Below are 18,504 nucleotides of genomic sequence, written 5' to 3' on the forward strand. Positions count from 1 at the left end.
TAGCTGATTGTCTATTGCGCCGGATCAAAAGGCGCATTGGAGCAGGAGACCTGGGTGTACCAAGGAGAGTTCAGGCGGCCTGAGCTTAGTTCGAGACAGACTTGATCGCCAGGCGAGGCCTTGTCGTAGATGGATTTGGAGACGCCGAGGCTGTTTGGCTGCTCGACTGGTCCCCATGGCTCAAGCGTGAGGTAATAGGAGCGCGATCGGCCGGTGGTGTAGTGCTTTCCGAGGACGTGCACGACGTAACGCGTGGGCGTCGATGTGTCGCCGACGGCGTCTGCCACGACAACAGCACCGTAGCTATAGAGCATGCCGAAGAGAAGCAGCGCGAAGAAAGTGCGCGTGGGCGACGTGCTTTCAAAAAACGAGTGATAGAAGGCTGCGATGTACGCGACGGTGAGAATCGCGATGACGGGGCCGACTGAATGCAGCGAAACGAAGTGGATGCCGTGGGCGCGAATCAGCAATCCTAAGCTGGAGACAATGAGGGCGTAGAAGAGCTCAGCGCGGGGATCCTCCCTGCGTTTAAAGACCGTGTAGAGAAGCGGCGATCGGTGAAGGAGGATCGCGAGGGCGAATGGAACTAAGGCCAATGCGACGGAGAACGGAAGGTAGAGTGCGGGAACTCCGAAGTTGGCGGCGACCGCTGCTGCGATGGCGATGACGAGCGCGAAGATGGCGTAAGTTTTGGCCTGGGCGAGAGCGGCAAGACGTTCCTGCGGCGTTGCGCCTAGTTCTTCCTGCTGGGATATTTCTTCAAGAATTCTGTCGCGGTCTCGCTTATCGAGATTGGGGATATTCCGCATCCATTCATCGAAAGCTTGGTCTCTATCGAAATAGACGGACAGGGTAATCGGTCGGCGTCCCCCGCTTAGATAGAACTGTGTGTAGTTGCCATTGCGGGAGTTGATGGTGCGATAGCCTTCGATCTCGGTGGTCTCGGCGTAATGATTTGTGAAAGCGCCTCGGATCTCGATGCGGTTTCCGTCGATGATGACGCGCGACCGCATGGCCAGAGCGATGAGGTAGATGCCGAAGAAGAGGAAGATGGCAATCATGAAGTATGGCAGAGAGATACGCGACGTTCTTGACGCCAGGTAGCCCATCGCGATGGCGCCGGAGACGGCGAACGCTCCGAAGATAAGAAGGATGGCGCGATACCAGGCCTTCATCTGGTATTCGTGGCGGTTAAGGGTCAGTTGCTGGAACGAACTCATGGTGTCTTCTCAATTACCTGGTTCAGTGTGACAGGAAAACGACGGTTGGGCCGTTTGCCGGGTCGAAGCGGCTAAAAGCTGCTGTTCTGAGTTGTCGCTTTGCTCGCATACACTAAGGTATTCCGCTGCATTGCGATGCGCGATATGCCGGTTGATCTGGAGACAGACTTGGGAATGAAGTTTATGCGAGTTGGCGGGGTACTGGCCATAGTACTTGTGGCAACGAACGTTACTGCCGGTGCAGAGTCGCACTTTGATGCCGATGCGGTGCGGTTGAACAACCGCGGTGTGGCGCTGATGGGGCAGCAGTTTACCGAGAAGGCCGAGCAGAGCTTTGCCGAGTCGTTCGAGAGGGATCCAAAGCTGGCGCAAGCGGCGACGAATGACGGCATTGCGCTGCTGACGCTGCAGAAGATTGATGACGCGAAGAAAGCCCTTCGGGCCGCGCTCGTTTTGGAACCGGGGAGTGCCCAAGCATGGTACAACCTGGGGCTGGCACAACATGCGGACAACGAACTGGACGATGCACTGAAGAGTTTTCAGCAGGCGGTGAAGCTCGATCCGCGGGATGTGGATTCGTATTACTTCGAGGGTGTGTGCTACCGGGAGATGAAGCAGTTCGACAAGGCTGTCGAGGTGTTGAAGCAGGCATTGGCCATTCAGCCGCTTCATGCTTCTTCGGAGTTTGCGTTGGCGCGTGCGCTGCAGGCAACCGGTGACAAGGAACAGGCTAAGGAACACTTCAAGCTGTTCCAGCACATGACGAGTACGAAGATTTCGGCGGCGATTGGGCTGGCTTATGGCGAGCAGGGGCATTATTCGACGGTGACGCCGGTGGAGGAGCCACAGGCGCGGCAGCGGGCGATGATTCCGGTGAAACTGGTGGCGGAGGTGATGGTTCGTGCGATCCCACCCATGCCCCAAAAGCGGGTCACGGATGGGGCACCCACTTCTGGCGCTAAGTCGGGAGTGTCGACGGAAACTGGCGGCGCTTGCATGCTGGATGTGACTGGGTCGGGTCAGATGGACCTGGTGCTGATGGAGAATGGACCGCAAGCGATCCGGGTGGTGCATCGGAAGAGTGGCGGGAAATTTGAAGATGTGGATGCTGCGGCTGCGGGGCTGAAGGCTGCGGGGCGAGCAGTGGCGTGCGCAGTGGGTGACTACGACGGGGACAACCTGAACGACCTCGCGGTAGCTCTGGACGATGGGGTGCGGCTGTTTCGGAATCTTGGCAACGGCAAGTTTGAGGATGTGACGGCGGAGGCAGGACTGGCGGCGCGCAACAAGCCTACGGGAATCACGTTTGTGGATTATGACCACGATGGGGATCTCGATCTGTTTTTGACGGGTGCGCCAATGAAGGATGGCGATACACCGAATGTGTTGTGGCGGAATAACGGCAATAAGACATTTACAGAGTGGACAGCCGATACAGGATTGGGTGGCACCGGAAAAACCGCGAGCGTGATCCTGACGGATTTCAATAATGATCGTGCGGTAGATATTGCGGTGACAGGGAATGGCGCGGCGCCGATGCTGTTCGTGAATCCGAGAGAAGGAAAGTATCCGCAGCAGGCGCTGTATGAGAGCGAGTCACTTCCAGCGACTGAGGGTATCGCTGTCCTCGATTACAACAAGGATGGCTGGATGGATATCGCGGTGACCCACGCTGGGTCGCCGGGGTTGACGCTGTGGCGCAACGTTGCCGGACAGCAGAATGTGGGGCGGCGGTTTGAGCGCGTGTCGTTGCCGTTGACGGGCGCGACACGTGGGTGGGGCGTAACGGCTGTCGATATTGACAACGATGGATGGATTGACCTGGCGGCGATTGTGGAGACCGTTGCGGGGCCGCGGGTGAAGGTGTTTCGCAATAAGGGCGATGGGAGTTTTGAGGATGTCAGCAGCGTGCTGGGTTTGGATGCTGTGAAACTGACTGCTCCGCGGGGCCTGATCGCGGCGGATGTGGATGGTGGTGGTGCGCCTGATCTCATCGTCACACAGGAGAATGCGCCGCCAGTGCTGCTGCGTAACGTGGGCGCGAACAAGAATCATTTTGTACGGCTGGACCTGAGTGGGTACGCGGATAACAAGACGGCCATTGGGTCGAAGGTGGAGATATTCGCCAACGGGCAGTGGCAGAAGTGGGAATTGGCGGGTGCGTCGGGACTTGCCACACAGGCTCCGCCGCAGTTGTTGATCGGGCTGGGCGAGGCGGACCATGTAGATCTGCTCCGGATTTTGTGGCCGACGGGGATCTTGCAGGACGAAATTGATCTGCCGCACACGCAGGTGATTGCGATGAAGGAAGCTGATCGGCGCGGCAGCTCTTGCCCGGTGCTGTTTGCGTGGGATGGACACAAGTACAAGCTTGTTACCGATGTGATTGGAGCCGCGGTGGTGGGGCACTGGTTCACGCCGACGCGACGGAATATTCCGAACTCGGGCGAATGGATCAAGGTGGATGGCGATCGGCTCGCTAGCGTGGATGGGAAGTTGAGCCTGCGTTTCATCGAGCCAATGGAGGAAGTGAACTACATTGATCAGTTGAAACTGGTGGCAGTCGATCATCCGGAAGATGTCGAGGTGAATCCGGATGAGCGGTTCCTTGATGATCCACCATTTGCTTCGGGGCGTGTGGTGGCATCGAAGGGCGCGCGGTTGCCGGTGGGCGCATGGGATGGCGAGGGGCGCGACGTGCTCGATGTGCTCAGCCGGAGCGATCACAAATTTGCCAGCGGATTTACCGCAACGCCGTACGACGGGTTCGCGAATACGCATTACCTGACGCTGGATCTGGGCGATGTGAATGTGAGCAAGCCGTTGAAACTGCTGATGACCGGGTATGTGAACTACTTCAGCGCCACATCGTTGTATGCGGCATGGCAGGCAGGAATCAAGCCGATTTCGCCGTATGTTGAGGCGCAGAGGCCGGATGGAACGTGGCTGACGATACCGGGGGATGCGGGATTTCCGGCGGGGCTGGAACGGACGATTGTTGTGGACCTCACCGGAAAATTGCCGGAGGGAACACGCAAGATCCGGCTGGTGAGCAATCTTGAAATCTACTGGGACCAAGTGTTGATCGATAACGAACCTGAGGCGGAGACGCACACGACGGAAGTACCGCTGACACTCGCGACGGAGAGATTCCGCGGCTATCCAACGCAGATTGATGGAAAGAGTCCGGGCGATCTGGATTACGACTACGATCGCGTGAGTTTGACGGGACCGTTCCAGCATCAGCGCGGGAACTATACGCACCTCGGGGATGTGACGGCGCTGGTGAAGGGCGTGGACGACCGATATGCGATTTTCGGCAGCGGCGAGGAGATTGCGACGGAGTTCGACACGGCTAAGCTGCCCGCGCTGCCGACGCATTGGAGGCGCGATTACTTCTTCTATGCGAATGGATACGTGAAGGACATGGACTGGTGGGATGCGATGCCGTTTACGGTGGCGCAGCTGCCGTTCCACAAGATGAGCGCGTATCCATACCCGGCCACCGAGAAGTTTCCGGATGATGCGGGTTCGATTGAGTATCAGTTGAAGATGAACGACCGGTTTGATTCCGGTGAGCCGGTGCGGTCTTACCGGTTCGATTACAAGCTGATGCCGTCGACTCCCGCAGATGATCTCACGTGTGGAGTGGCGAGTCCGGCATGGCCGGTGAGTTCGGCGCAGGCGGCGCATGAGTGAGCTGGTGCTGCTGCCGGCCGTGCGGCAGTTGGAGATGCTGCGGGCGCGTGAGCTATCGGTGATGGAACTGGCGGAAGCGCACATCGCGCAGATTGAGCGGCTGAATCCGAAGCTGAACGCATTTGCGGATTTTGATGCGATGCGCGTTCGAGAGCTGGCGTGCGCGATGGATGCCGTGCCGGTGGGTGCGCGTGGACCGTTGCATGGGCTCCCGGTTACGGTGAAGTCATCAATCGCTGCGGCAGGTTACAAATGCGAGATTGGGAGCCTGAATCATAGGGGCGAGATCCCGCGCGAGGATGCGGTTGTCGTTGGGAGACTGCGTGCAGCAGGCGCGCTGATTCTGGGCACTACGAACTGTCCTGAATTTTTGATGGCGTACGAGACGGACAACGTGCTGCATGGGCAGACGCGGAATCCTTGGGACCTTGAGCGCACGCCGGGTGGTTCAAGTGGCGGCGAGTCGGCAGCGATTGCTGCGGGAATGTCGTCTGCGGGACTGGGTTCAGACAGCGGCGGGTCCGTGCGGGTGCCTGCGCACTTTACTGGAATCTGTTCGTTAAAGCCTACGCCTGGGCGGATTCCGGGACGCGGACATCTACCGCCGTGCGTGGGGCCTTTCTCGACACTTGGCGCGATTGGGCCGATGGCACGGACGATCGGGGATGTTGAGCTGTTGTTCCGCACGCTGAGCGGACAGGATGATGCGGATCCGGCGAGTACGCCGGTGACGCTGCGCGAATTGAGCGAGTCAGAGCTGCAAAAGAATCGGGTTGGTTTTTTTGAAGATGATGGACTGACGCCTGTCACAGCTGAAACGCGAGCAGCGGTGCGCAAGGCGGCTGCGGCATTGCGGGACGCTGGATTTTGCGTCGAGCCGTTTCTACCGCGGACATTGGAGCGATTGCGCAATCTATGGTGGACGTTTTTTGTGCAGTGCGGGGCAATGTTCTATGAACCGGAGGTTTGCGGCGGGCGGGAGAAGTTGAGTCCGATCTTCAGCGAATTTCTGGAGATTGCGGAGCGGACCGGTCCGTTGAGTTCAACAGATCTGTTGAATGCGTGGGCGGAGATGGATTTGCTGCGCGCCAAGACAATGGAAGAGATGCGCGAGTATCCCGTCCTGCTGTGTCCTGTGGCGAGTGTGGCTGCGTGGAAGCATGGCAAGCGGAAATGGACCATCGACGGACAGACGGTGGAGTATCTCGACGCGGTGCGGTATACGCAGTGGTTCAATACGCTGGGAGCTCCGGCGGCGGCAGTGCCGGTGGGTCGGTCGCACGAGGGAATGCCTATTGGTGTTCAGATTGCGGGACGGCCGTTTGAGGATGAAGTTGTGCTGGGCGTGGCCGGGATTGTCGATCGAGCGTTCGGCTATTCGGCTCCGGCAATGGCTAACCCCAAGTAGCTTTGTCTGTCTGTAACCAGCTTCTGGCTTACTACGACCTGAATTCTCACTTTTTTTTGATTGATTGTTCCCAGATGCAGTCGGTTGGAGATCACACCGGATTGAGGCATCTTTGTGATCTGGTCAAGCATTCCGGTGCTGATCGTGCAGCACAGTCAAGTTTATCCGTCACAGACAAGTGATCCTGCTCACATATAGAACCAGAGATGTGGGTGCGGTAAGTTGCTGATTCTGCACCTCAACCTTTGGGTGGAGGCGGCGCTGTATGGCAGGCGGTAGTCTGACGCTTCCCCGGATCGGAGCGCTGCGGGTGCGCCCAAGTTGGCAGGAACGTTTCGCCGAGACCAGTGATGTATTGAAGAGCGACAAACACCAGCAGACGGTTGTGCGGGTGTTGGACCTCGAAATCGGTGGCCGCGACTTCATCACGATGGCCGGACCATGTTCGGTTGAGACCGAACATCAGCTTCTCTCCACAGCTCATCATGTGCGTCAGCATGGAGCGCAGATTCTGCGTGGCGGTGCATTCAAGCCGCGCAGTTCTCCTTATGCATTTCAGGGTCATGGTCTGGCAGGGTTGAAGATGCTCGCGCAGGCCCGGGCGGAGACGGGACTAGCCGTCGTCACCGAGGTCATGAGCGAAGACGATGTGCCGCTGGTGGCCGAGTACGCCGACATTCTGCAGATTGGTTCGCGGAGCATGGAGAACTACACGCTGCTGGAAGCGGCGGCGCAATCGGGACGGCCGATTCTGTTGAAGCGGGGAATGATGGCCACGGTGGGCGATCTGCTGAAGTCGGCGCAGATTGTGCTCGATAACGGAAATCCCAATGTGATTTTGTGCGAGCGAGGCGTACGCACCTTCGATGCAACGCTGCGGAACACATTTGATGTGGCTGCGATCGTGTTGCTGAAACATATTTCACATCTACCGGTGATTGCGGATCCGAGTCATGCGTGCGGGTATCGGGAACTGGTTCCAGGGCTGGCGCGGGTTGGCGTGGTTGCGGGTGCAGATGGATTGATTGTTGAAGTTCACCCAACTCCGGAGAAGGCCTGGAGCGATGGTGAGCAGTCATTGGATTTTGCGGAGTTCGACAAGATGATGGCGTCGCTCAATCCGTATATTGCGTTGCGCGAAGAGGCGATAGCTGCCCAAACTCTGGAGACGGTTGGATGAGAGCGGGTTTCAGAGTGGCTGGGGTTGCGGCTTGCTGCATGTTGCTGATGGCGACGTGTGGGTTTGCGCCTCCGATGTCACAAATAGTTGGGTCGGATGTGATCGTTACTGCTGCGCCAGCATACGAGCCTCTTGCCGCGTTGCGCGGTGGAGAGCGCTTTCCAAAAGGTGCACAACTGCTGTTGATTCGTGGTGGCAAGGCTGAGCCGTTGGTTGCAGACTTTGCCGCAAGCGCGGACGCGAGTGTTTCCTTCGATGGGCGCAGCGTGCTGTTTGCAGGGAAAAAACTTGTCGGGGATTCTTGGCAGATCTGGGAACTTACGCTGGCGGATCGTAAGGTACGGCAAGTTGTGTCTTCGAGCGGTGACGCGATTCGACCGTTCTACCTACCGGGATGGCGCGTGGTGTATGCACAGCGGACGCCGCAGGCTTTCCAGATGGAATCGGCACGCCTGATCGAGTCAAAGACGTTTGATGAAATTGAGCCGGCGGGAACGAAGGCGATTTTTCCGCTGAGCTATCTGGGTGCGAGCGCAGTACCTGCGGATGTGTTGCGAGACGGAAGAATTCTGTTTGAAGCGGGATTTCCGCTGGGTGACGGCACGACGCCGGAGATGTTCCTGGTGTATTCGGATGGGTCTGGAGTGGAGTCGTATCGCTGCGATCACCCGGCAGTTTCTGCGAGCGCGCGGTGGGGTGGAAGGCAGCTGAAGTCCGGCGATGTGGTGTTTACGCATGGCACATCGCTGGCAAGGTTCACTTCGCCTCTGGCGCATGAAGAGCCGGTGATTGTTCCGCACGGTGATTATGCGGGTGCGATTGCGGAGACGGCTTCGGGTGACTGGCTGGTGAGTGCGCGCGAATCTGCGAGTGCCAAATTTGCACTGAAGATGTGGAAGCCCGGAACTGGGACGATGCAGGCGGTGATCGCGCGGGCGGGAGAGAACCTAGTTGAGCCAGTTGTGATTTCCGCGCATGAGCGTCCTCGGCGGCATCCTTCGGCGCTGCATGACTGGAATTATGCGAATCTTCTGGCGCTGGATGCGCGAGTCTCCCGCGATGGCGCGTTGAAGGGCGTGCCGGTGAGTGTGCGGCTGGAGTCGCAAGACGCTACGGGAAACTCAGTGGCGATGGGCACGGCGCTAGTGGAGCAGGATGGTTCGTTTTTTGTGAGGGCGCCGGCAGATCGGGCAATTCGTTTCGTGCTGCTGGATGCGAAGGGTGCGGTGTTGCGGCAGGAGCATGGATGGTTCTGGATTCGCAGCGGCGAGCAGCGGATTTGTGTGGGGTGTCATGCGGGGCCTGAGCACGCGGCTGAGAATCGCGTGCCGGATGTACTGCTGCGCACGACGACGCCGGTGGATTTGTCTGGTGTTGCTGCCCAGCCATTACAGCGGGGAGGCAACTAAGTGTCATACCGCATTTTTATTTTCTTAATCTGCAGTGCTTACTTTGCGGCGGCGCAGACTGCTGGCCCTTCTTCGGCTCCTACGCCTGCAACCGGCGCGGCAGCGAAGTCTACGATTCGCTTTGAGGATGCTAGCGCAAAGGCTGGAATCAATTACACACACAGCTTTGGGTCCGCGAAACTGGGATCGCTGTTGGAAGGGACCGGTGCAGGGTGCGTCTGGATTGACTACAACAATTCCGGGCGGCCATCGCTACTGGTGGTGAATGGTAGGCCCCTGGATGATTCCATGCACCCCTTTCCATTGAAGGATAAGCCCGTGCCACCGCCGCACAATCATCTGTATCGCAATGATGGTGACGGGCACTTCACGGACGTTACTGAGAAGTCGGGGCTCGATCCGGACATGTATGCAGTCGCGGTGACGGCGGCAGATTTCGACAACGATGGATTTGTGGATCTGCTCGTAACCGGATACGGGAAGACGATTCTATACCACAACGATGGCAACGGGCACTTCACAGATGTGACGGCGAAGGCTGGGATCAAGGTTGATGGGTGGGCGATTAGTTCGACATGGCTGGACTATGACAAAGATGGATGCGTCGATCTTTTTGTCGGCCGCTATGTGAAGTTTGATCCCAAGTATCGCGCATTCTATGCGGCTGATAATTATCCAGGCCCGCTGGACTACGAAGGCGAGACGAACAAGCTCTTCCACAACAATTGCGACGGAACTTTTACCGATGTCACAGAGAAGTCGGGGATAGGGGCGTTCGTCGGTCGCACGATGGGTGTTACGGCGGCGGATTTCGACAACGACGGATGGGACGACATCTACGTCGCGAATGACCGAACAGAAAACTTCATGTTCCGCAACAAGCACGATGGAACGTTTGAAGAAGTTGCGAACGACATGGGAACCGCATTCGGGCAAAATGGCGAGTCGACATCTTCAATGGGGCCGGTGTTCACGGACCTCGACGGGCGCGGTGTTCTGGATCTCTGGGTCACGGATGGGCACTATAACCGGTTGTTACGGAATAACGGAAAGCAAGGTTTCGAGGACATTGGTGCGTCGAATGGAGTGTCGCAGACGAATGCGCAATACGTGAGCTGGGGGACAGGCGTCTATGACTTCGACAATGATGGCTATCTCGACATCCTGATCTTCCACGGCGGGCTGATTCACCTGATTCCGCAGGAACACACGCTGTTTCGCGGATTGGGGAATGGGCGATTCGCAGATGTGTCAGAGGCTGCGGGGCCGGTGCTGAGCGAGCGCACGGTGGCGCGTGGCGCGTGTTTTGCGGATTACGACAATGACGGGAAGGTAGATGCGTTTCTGGTGAATCTGGGTGCCAGGGGAACGCTGGTTCACAACGTCTCGACGGACACAGGACATTGGACGGCGATCAAGCTGGTGGGAACGAAGAGCAATCGTGAGGGCATCGGCGCGCGCGTCGAGGTGAACGCAGGCAACAAGAAATGGACAGCTGAGCGCGTGGCCGGGTCGGGTTATCTATCGCAGGATGACAGCCGGATGCACTTCGGTCTGGGCGCGGTTTCGACTATCGACAAGATTGTTGTGAAGTGGCCGAGCGGGCGCGAGCAGACATTGGAGAAGCCGGGTGTAGACCGGGTGCTGACAGTGGAGGAGCCGAAGTGATTGAACGGCGGCACAAAACGAATTTCGCTGAAACAATCGCTCTCGCGTTGCTTGGCGTTGTGCTGCTCTCAGTTGCGGTGTTGAGCGTGCGTACAGTCCGCGCTTCAGTGGCGACGGGCCGGACGGGCGAAAGGCTTGAATACGCATCGCCGGTCGAGATGCTGTTTTCTCTGGATGGAACGCGTTTGTATGTCTTATGCCAGGACAGCGCGCAAGTGCGTGTTCTGGATGCAAAGACTTATGCCTCGATCAAGAACATCCATGTCGGGCTGGTGCCGCGTGGTTTCTCACTTTCGCCGAAAGGCGATCGGCTATTTGTCGCGAATTCGTGGGATGACACGATTTCAGTGATCGATACCAAGAAGTTGGAAGTCGTGGCGACCTGGCCGGTGGAAGCAGAGCCGTCGAGCGTGCTTGAAGATCGACTGGGTAAGCACGTTTTTGTGGCGAACCGAATTTCGAACGACGTCGCAGTGCTGGATGCGCAGACGGGTGTTGAGGAGAAGCGGCTGGCGGCTGGGCGCGGGGCCAGCTATATTACCGCCTCTCCGGATGGAAGCAAGCTTTATGTGACTCATGTGTATCCAAACGCGACTCCTCATCGCACGGCGCCGGCATCGGAGATTACCGTGATTGATGCGGTGCGCGCGGTGGTCGTGGACCGCATCGTATTGCCTTATGTTGCGCATGGTTTTCACGTGGCATTCTCGGTGGATGGGCGGCTGGGCGTGGCGGCAAATATGCATCCCAAGAACCTTGTGCCGCTTGCACATCTGGAACATGGCGGCGCATTCGCGGATACGATGACATTGTTTGGAGCGGATGTGGGGAAGCCGGTAGAGGTTCCTCTGGATGAACTGGAACTCTATGCGGTGCGGCCATTCGGGATTGCGATTACGCCTGACAAGCAGCGGATGTTTATCACATGCGGCGGATCAGAGATGGTAACGGTCGTTGATATTCCGCGGCTGATTCGCTACGCGCGCGCGCATCCGGGGACTAATGCGCAGGATATGTCGGCGAGTGCGAACTACGTGGTGGATCGCATTGCCGTGGGGCATGATCCAAGAGGTGTGGCATTTACGCGGGATGGATTGAAGCTGCTGGTTGCAAATCGGCTGGACGATACGATCAGCGTGATTGATGCCCGGAGTAATCGCGTGGCCTCGACGATTTCGCTGATGGAAAAAAATAAGCTGTCGGTATTACGCCACGGGGAACAGACTTTCTACACAGCGAAGCAGTCGTTTCAGGGACAAATAGGGTGCGCGAACTGCCACATTGATTCGACTTTTGATGGCCTGCAGTGGGATCTCGAGCCGGATGGATTTGGTCGCGATATCGTCGATAACCGTCCTATTGAAGCGGTGAAGGACACGGAACCTTTCAAGTGGAATGGCGGCAATCCCAATTTGCCGACGGAGTGCGGGCCGCGAACAGAGAAGTATTTCTGGCGTGCCGAGAACTACGACAATCTGACGTTGACTGACCTGGTGGTTTATGTGCGCAGTCTGCCGCCGCGTCCGAATCGCTGGCGGCTGCCGGGTAGAGATTTGACGGCGGCACAAGAACGCGGCCATGCGCTATTTATCCGCGATTCAGACAAGTTCGGCAGCCCGATTCCAGAGACGAATCGTTGTGTGTATTGCCACAGTGGGGAAAAAGGTACGAATCAGAAATCCTTTGATGTGGGCACGAAAAAGGCAACGGACAACACGGGACTGCTGGATACTCCTCAACTTACAAATATCGCGATTACTGCTCCTTACCTGCACGACGGATCAGCGCCCACATTGGAACAGATTTGGACGGTCTTCAATCTGCAGGACAAGCATGGCCGGACGAATGACCTTACCAAGGACGAACTTAACGACCTGATCGAATATCTGAGGACGCGATGAAGGCAATTCTTACGATCGCATTGATGGTGATGTTGGTTGGAGTGCCAGCCCGAGGGGCGGCCCAAGCGAGAGCTACGACTTCGACAGTCCACAAAGCCGCGACGCCGATTGCGAAGACTGCGATTCCGCTGATGCCGCGCTTTAAGTTTGAGAATTTTACGTCGGCGAACGGATTGCCTGACGATCACGTGTTCAGCGTGCTGGTGGACGGCGATCGCATCTGGGCGGGAACAGAAAACGGGCTGGGACTATACGAGAACCATCGGTGGAAGACCTTCACGACGAAGGACGGGTTGGCCCACCGCGCCGTGCTTTCGCTGGCGCTCGATAAGCGTACTGGAGACGTCTGGGCGGGGACGCTGGGCGGATTGAGCCGTGTCTCCGGGGGACGCATCGACACCTATACGCAAATGAACTCCGGGCTGAGCAACGATGTGGTGTACGGGGTGTCGGTAGAGGGCGAAAACGTCTGGGTGGCAACGGCTGCGGGTGGGTGCAAACTCGATCTGCATTCGGGGCAGTGGTCGCTTTACAACGAACGCAATACGCCGATGATCGAGATCTGGGTTTACGGGGTTACTGCAACGCCGACCAAGGTGTATTACGCGGTATGGGGCAGCGGTGTTCTGGAGTATGACCAGCAAAAGAAAATCTGGGACAAGTACGAGGACCCCGACGGCGAAACGGAGATGGTGCTGTTCAAAGATCAGGGGTTAATCCACGAGATTACGACTTCGGTAAGTTATGTGGATAATATTCTCTGGGTGGCTACGTACTTTGGGGACAGCCGGTACGATGGCCGGTACTGGCACAATTTCTTAACCAAGGACAGCGGGCTTCCGTCTAATTTTACAAACGTCATCAAGGGAGTGGACGCCAACCGGGCATGGTTTGGCACCGATAAGGGACTGGCCTACTACGACGGAGTGAACTGGGCCGTCTATCGCCCGTCTCTTAGTACAGGCAAGCCGGAGATGACGGTTCGAAATGCCAAGGGAACGATATTTCCAGTCGCTGTAGATACAGCGCCTGCGCATAACTATGTTTTGGGAATTGATCTTCAGGGCAGCGATATTTGGGTTGCTACTGCCAAAGGTTTAAGTCACGGGATTCATCAGCCATAAGGAGCCATAAAAACATGATAGCTTTATCCGAAATTCTGGAGACCATTGCACACGCACCGATCCAAAAGCGCGCTATGACGAACCATGGCGTACTCAACGAAGCCTATGCCTATGCCAAGCCGAGTTCTTTTTCGCGTGGTATGCGGATTGATTTGAACGGACTGACGATCCTGCTGATCTCGGGCACCGCTTCGATCGATGAAAACGGCGTGAGCGTACACATCGGCGATTTTCGCGCGCAGATGAAGCGGACGCTGGATAACATAACCGGACTGTTGGAAAGCGAAGGGTGCACGTGGCATGACATTGTGCGTACGTCCTGCTACCTGCGTGATATCGATCGCGACTATGATGCGTTCAATGAAGAGCGCACCGCGTTTTTCAAAGCACAGGGGCTTGATCCGCTGCCCGCATCGACGGGAATACAAGCGCATCTTTGCAGGCCGGAATTGCTGATTGAGATTGAAGCAATCGCGATGTTCCGCACGGAAAAGACGGCCAAGTAAGGAGCAGCACGATGCGTAAGGCATGGTTGATGATGGCGGCCGGTATATTGGCCGCCGGCACACCGTTGAATCTGGTGGGACAGGGAGTACAACGGAGTAAAAGTACCTGTGAGTGCGGAGCGCATCCGCCGGGGACTCCGAAAGACCGCGTCGTAGCGCCTTATGCGGGTGAACCAGCCGATCTGAGTCCTTACTCAAAATTTGCGGCGCCTTACGATTTGAATTACGTCCATCCGAATATTTATACAGGCGCGGGAAGAGACATTCCGGAACCGAAGGACCTGACCGAAGTGCGTATAGGTTTCTTTGGTCCGATTGAACACAGCCCCGAGCAGGTGTTCGGATTGCGCATGTTACACGGTGCGCAACTTGCGGTTGAAGAAGCAAATGCACGCGGCGGCTATGGCGGCAAGTCATTCAAGCTGATGTTGCATAACGACTACGACAACTGGCAGGCGAAGACGGTCTACGGGGATGATCGCGCCACTGATCCGACGATATGGGGATCCGCGTCGAACGAAGTCGTAAAGATGGTTTACGACGACCAGGACTGGGCGGTGTTCGGCTCAATCAGTTCCGAGTCCACGCACATCGCATTGAGAGTCGCGCTGAAGGCGGAGATTCCGATCGTTAATTCTGCTTCGACGGATCCGACAATTCCGGAGACTTACATTCCCTGGTATTTCACCGATCTTCAGGACGATCGCGTGCAAGGGCTTACGCTGGCTCGGCATATTTACACAGAGCTTGGGTTGAAGCGGGTTGCGTTGCTGCGCGTTAACAGTCGCTACGGGCGCTTTGGAGTGCTGAAGTTTCGTGATGCTTCGCGGCGGTTGGGACACCCGGTGGTGATTGAGCAGAAGTTTTTGCCGGGGGATACGGACTATACGCGGTCCTTGAAGATTATCCAGTCGTCGCGCGCTGATGCAATTGTGTTGTGGGCTGATGAGATTCCCGCGGCGAATATCTTGAAGCAGATGAAGGCGCTGGGAATGAAGCAGCGTGTGTTTGGCTCCTACCGCACGCTAGGTCCGGAGATGCTGGCGCAGGCTGACGGTGCGGCAGAGGGATTTGAAGCGGTATTTCCCTACGACCCTACGCGCAATGATCCGAAGTGGCTGGATTTTAATGCGCGTTTCGAATCGCGGTTTCATGAGAAGCCGGAGCAGTTTGCGTCGCTTGCGTACGATGCGATGAACGCACTGCTTGATTCGATCTGCAGGGCGGGGTTGAATCGTGCGCGCATTCACGACGCTCTCGCAGACATCGCAGACTACGACGGCGTAACCGGGCATATGACGTTCGATCCGAACCAGAAGAACGTGGCCCATATGTATCTTGGAACCGTGCACAACGGAGCGATCTCATATCAAGTGGTGACTATGGAGAAGGCGAGTGCGGCTCCGCAAAAGGCTTCGGATGATGGAAAACCAGGTTCAACGCAGGCTCCTTATGCGCGCGTGGGCGAAGAAGGCGTGGAATATGCTGGGCCTCATCAGGGAAGTGTGCCCGCGGGCGCGTTAAAGGTAGTTCTGTTTGGTCAGCATGCCGATGCGGTTGCACAATCGGCTGTAATGCTGGAGCAACTTCGCAGAGCGTCGGCGTCGGGGGTTGAGTGGACGCTTCTTCCGATTGCCAGCGATCAGAACTGGGGTGCGGCCTCAACGCAGCTTGTGCATGCGCTGATGGACGAACATGCGCTGGCGATTGTGGCATTGGATCGCGATGCGGCGCACCTGGCGGAGCAACTTGCTTTGAAGGCTTTTGTGCCGGTGGTCGCGATAAGTGAGGACAGGAAGCTGACTTCAACAAATGTGCCGTGGATCTTCCGACTGCCGGCCGCGACTACGCCCGCCGCCGCTATGCGATTAATTGAGACGGCGGTGGTCAAGAGCGGCGCGAATCCCGAGAAGCTTCGAGATGTGCTGGCGTCGGGCCAAACCATCGATGGGGTTGCGTTTCTTTCCACGGGCGAGCCGAAGATCCAATAGCGACGCCAAACGCAGAGTTAACGAGACAAAGAAAAGGGGCAGTCCGCTGAGGACTGCCCCCTTTTGCTATGCGTAGAAGCCGCGGTTTATGGCAGATAGTAGCGGAGTGAAGTCCAGAACATGTTGTCGATGCCCTTCGCGCCGATTCCGGAAGCTCCGGACCAGCCTTCGCGCACCGCATAGCCGTACTGGAAGCCTTGGCGGAAGCGACCGCGGTCGCCCTTGTAGATGTCATACCACCAGCCGCCGGTAATCTCCTGCACATCGCGGCTCTGATCGCCGCAAGATCCGCCGGGAACAAAGCCGGTGGAAGCGCCACCGTTGTAGCCGGGGTTGGAGTTGGAGTTGCAACCGGAGTTGCTGAGCAGGCGCGAACCATAACCGACAGCTGCGTTGCTCGGAGTCGACCAGGTTGCTCCCCACTTGCCACCCTCCGCAAAGTTGGCTGCAGTTGGCGTCTTGGTGCACGTGAAAGCGCCGGCGGTGGTTGGGCAGAAGACAGCCGCAGGTCCGCCGAGCGAGGTTGTTGTGCCGGCAATGCCCCAATCGTCTCGGCTCGCATAATCGCCGCCGTAATTGAGGTAGATCGCAAGCCGTGGAGTGGGATTGATTTCAACTGTGGCGAGACCGGAAAGGTTGTGAATTGGTGAGAACTGGCCGTAGGAATCGGAGGTGAGGTCGGCCAGCGTCGTGTTGCCGTAGCGTCCCAGTCCCGAGCCGTACATGCCCTTCGCACCGACGATAACCTTGTTGCCAGAGAAGCCGATGCGGAAACTTGCTCCGCCTCCGCCCATCGTGACGTTGTTGTTATAGGACCCGGCAGTAGTCAGCGCAGGTGCTACAGTCGCGCCAGTCACGCTATCGGTCAATCCGCCGTAGAGGTTTCTGTCTGTGGTTTCTCCAGGGTAGACAGTCTGGTGCGCAAAACGGGCGATTCCGAACATTTCAAAGTGGCCAAATTTTGGATCGAGAGCCAGCTTCGCGATGACGTCTGGCGCCTCGTTGAAGGAAAGATTGGCGATGTTTGCGCATCCGTTGACTGTCTTGTAGACGGGGACTGCAACTTGGATTTTGTTGCCCACGTTGTCGATCTCAGTCTGATTGGTGTAGTTGACGATTGAAGTAGCGGGGGTGCAGGCATTGATACCCGCGTTGAAGTTGCCGCCGTTATTTCCCTGACTGCCGATGACCGCATAAGGGGTATTGCCGGCCAGTGATGCCGTGTAGATAAGCTGCGGATTTTCAGCAGCGATGCCGAAAGCAGCGTATTTCCCGGTCTTGGTTACGCGGAAGCCATATTGGCGAGTCCACACGAAGCCCGTTACGTAGTTCGGATCTATCGTCTGCGGGGTCATGATATCGCCGGACAGATTTGATATTCCCTTTTTGTCTTCTGTGGCGAGCGACCATAACTGACCGCCAGTGAAGGCCCAGTGGTTGTTGGTTTCGGCCTGGCCCCAAATGACGCGCTGACGAAGAACATAGCTGTTGGACTGATTGTTGTTGGAAGAGATGCCGGTACCAAGCCAGTCAGCCTCGTAGTAGCCGCGCAACGTGCCCCAGTTGGTCTTGCCCTCGGCCATCAAGGTTACGCGCGACTGGCGTGCATCCCCGTAGAACTCGCTGAGCGAGTAAGCGTCGGCGTGCTCATAGGGAATTGCGCTGAATGCAGTGGGAATGTCGCCGCCCGTTGCTTTGCTGCGCCAGACTGTTTCACCCGCCACATAGCCGCCCGGAGTAAGGGTGATTCCCTTGTAATGAAGTGCGCTCGGGTTGTTGATCGCCTTCTTCAGGTTGGCGGTCTCATCCGAGACGGTGGTGGCCAATGAAACACTGTTTGCCTTTAGATCCGTAACCGTCGTCTGAAGCGTGGTCACGGCAGCGGCGTTTTCGGAGGTTGCCTGTTGCTGAGAGGTTGCATCGGCCTCAGCTTTTGCAGCGGCAGCCTGAGCATCGGCAGCACTCTGTTGTGCCTGCTTCAGCTGAGCATCCTTGGTTGCCAAATCAGTTTTCAGGCTGTCGATCTGTCCCTGAAATTCCTGGCGCAGAGCATTGATCTGCTCCTCGACAGTGGGTTTGGGTGGCTGCTTTTTGGTGGCGTGCTTTTTAGCTGGGGCGGGGGGATCACCGGCGTAAGCGTTGGAACCAACGAGACTGGCTGCCAGAAGTGCGGCGACAACCATTTTCATTTGGGATTTCATTGGGCGTCTTTTTTCCTCTCAGATCAGGTTGAATCGTGGCGGCGCATGGTGATGCTCAGAGCCGTTCAGGTCAACTAACAAAAACTCAGGATGATGCCTTAGTGGGTGTTGAAGTTGCAGGCGACAGGGAAAGAGCGTTCGTCAAAAAGGATGGATTGCACTGACAGAGTTATTCCTTGTCGCTTCTGTATTTCACA

11 protein-coding genes are annotated in these 18,504 nt (G+C 57.1%); 9 read left to right on the plus strand and 2 right to left on the minus strand.

What is annotated here, in order from left to right:
• Nucleotides 1–11: 11 nt before the first annotated feature.
• Nucleotides 12–1,220, minus strand: coding sequence for a hypothetical protein (locus P8935_RS09355; protein ID WP_348264728.1), 1,209 nt, complete (start codon nt 1,218–1,220; stop codon nt 12–14).
• A 174-nt stretch (nt 1,221–1,394) separates the two neighbouring features.
• On the opposite strand from P8935_RS09355, the gene P8935_RS09360 reads away from it, so the two are divergent.
• The 9 genes from P8935_RS09360 to P8935_RS09400 all read left to right on the plus strand — a co-directional run bounded on the left by P8935_RS09360 (nt 1,395) and on the right by P8935_RS09400 (nt 16,106).
• Nucleotides 1,395–4,919, plus strand: coding sequence for an FG-GAP-like repeat-containing protein (locus P8935_RS09360; RefSeq protein ID WP_348264729.1), 3,525 nt, complete (start codon nt 1,395–1,397; stop codon nt 4,917–4,919).
• Nucleotides 4,912–6,327 (plus strand): amidase, encoded by a 1,416-nt coding sequence (locus P8935_RS09365; RefSeq protein ID WP_348264730.1) that lies wholly within the window; start codon nt 4,912–4,914, stop codon nt 6,325–6,327. Before P8935_RS09360 ends, P8935_RS09365 begins: the two co-directional genes overlap by 8 nt.
• 265 nt (nt 6,328–6,592) lie before the next feature.
• The gene (aroF, locus tag P8935_RS09370; protein ID WP_348264731.1) at nt 6,593–7,507 is read left to right on the plus strand and encodes a 3-deoxy-7-phosphoheptulonate synthase; all 915 of its coding nucleotides are present in this window, start codon (nt 6,593–6,595) and stop codon (nt 7,505–7,507) included.
• Nucleotides 7,504–8,916: a hypothetical protein gene (locus P8935_RS09375; RefSeq protein ID WP_348264732.1), complete on the plus strand. Its 1,413-nt coding sequence runs from the start codon at nt 7,504–7,506 to the stop codon at nt 8,914–8,916. Before aroF ends, P8935_RS09375 begins: the two co-directional genes overlap by 4 nt.
• The gene (locus P8935_RS09380; RefSeq protein WP_348264733.1) at nt 8,917–10,584 is read left to right on the plus strand and encodes a CRTAC1 family protein; all 1,668 of its coding nucleotides are present in this window, start codon (nt 8,917–8,919) and stop codon (nt 10,582–10,584) included.
• On the plus strand, nt 10,581–12,485 hold the full coding sequence (locus tag P8935_RS09385; RefSeq protein WP_348264734.1) for a hypothetical protein: 1,905 nt from the start codon (nt 10,581–10,583) through the stop codon (nt 12,483–12,485). Before P8935_RS09380 ends, P8935_RS09385 begins: the two co-directional genes overlap by 4 nt.
• Nucleotides 12,482–13,609 (plus strand): hypothetical protein, encoded by a 1,128-nt coding sequence (locus tag P8935_RS09390; RefSeq protein WP_348264735.1) that lies wholly within the window; start codon nt 12,482–12,484, stop codon nt 13,607–13,609. The genes P8935_RS09385 and P8935_RS09390 overlap by 4 nt, the downstream gene beginning before the upstream one ends.
• Before the next feature lie 14 nt (nt 13,610–13,623).
• Nucleotides 13,624–14,115, plus strand: a complete 492-nt coding sequence (locus P8935_RS09395; protein WP_348264736.1) for a Rid family hydrolase — start codon at nt 13,624–13,626, stop codon at nt 14,113–14,115.
• A gap of 11 nt (nt 14,116–14,126) precedes the next feature.
• Nucleotides 14,127–16,106, plus strand: a complete 1,980-nt coding sequence (locus P8935_RS09400; protein WP_348264737.1) for an ABC transporter substrate-binding protein — start codon at nt 14,127–14,129, stop codon at nt 16,104–16,106.
• Between the two features lie 86 nt (nt 16,107–16,192).
• Here the strand turns inward: P8935_RS09400 and P8935_RS09405 are convergent, their stop codons facing one another.
• Nucleotides 16,193–18,307, minus strand: coding sequence for a hypothetical protein (locus tag P8935_RS09405; RefSeq protein ID WP_348264738.1), 2,115 nt, complete (start codon nt 18,305–18,307; stop codon nt 16,193–16,195).
• Between the last annotated feature and the right edge of the window lie 197 nt (nt 18,308–18,504).

The sequence above is a fragment of the Telmatobacter sp. DSM 110680 genome, assembly GCF_039994875.1.
Lineage (GTDB): Bacteria > Acidobacteriota > Terriglobia > Terriglobales > Acidobacteriaceae > Telmatobacter.

Bases quoted from the DNA above. Each gene is read 5' to 3' on its own strand.
- P8935_RS09360 (WP_348264729.1), top strand. From the start codon at position 1,395: ATGAAGTTTATGCGAGTTGGCGGGGTACTGGCCATAGTACTTGTGGCA.
- P8935_RS09375 (WP_348264732.1), top strand. From the start codon at position 7,504: ATGAGAGCGGGTTTCAGAGTGGCTGGGGTTGCGGCTTGCTGCATGTTG.
- P8935_RS09355 (WP_348264728.1), bottom strand. From the start codon at position 1,220: ATGAGTTCGTTCCAGCAACTGACCCTTAACCGCCACGAATACCAGATG.
- aroF (WP_348264731.1), top strand. From the start codon at position 6,593: ATGGCAGGCGGTAGTCTGACGCTTCCCCGGATCGGAGCGCTGCGGGTG.
- P8935_RS09400 (WP_348264737.1), top strand. From the start codon at position 14,127: ATGCGTAAGGCATGGTTGATGATGGCGGCCGGTATATTGGCCGCCGGC.
- P8935_RS09390 (WP_348264735.1), top strand. From the start codon at position 12,482: ATGAAGGCAATTCTTACGATCGCATTGATGGTGATGTTGGTTGGAGTG.
- P8935_RS09395 (WP_348264736.1), top strand. From the start codon at position 13,624: ATGATAGCTTTATCCGAAATTCTGGAGACCATTGCACACGCACCGATC.
- P8935_RS09405 (WP_348264738.1), bottom strand. From the start codon at position 18,307: ATGAAATCCCAAATGAAAATGGTTGTCGCCGCACTTCTGGCAGCCAGT.
- P8935_RS09365 (WP_348264730.1), top strand. From the start codon at position 4,912: ATGAGTGAGCTGGTGCTGCTGCCGGCCGTGCGGCAGTTGGAGATGCTG.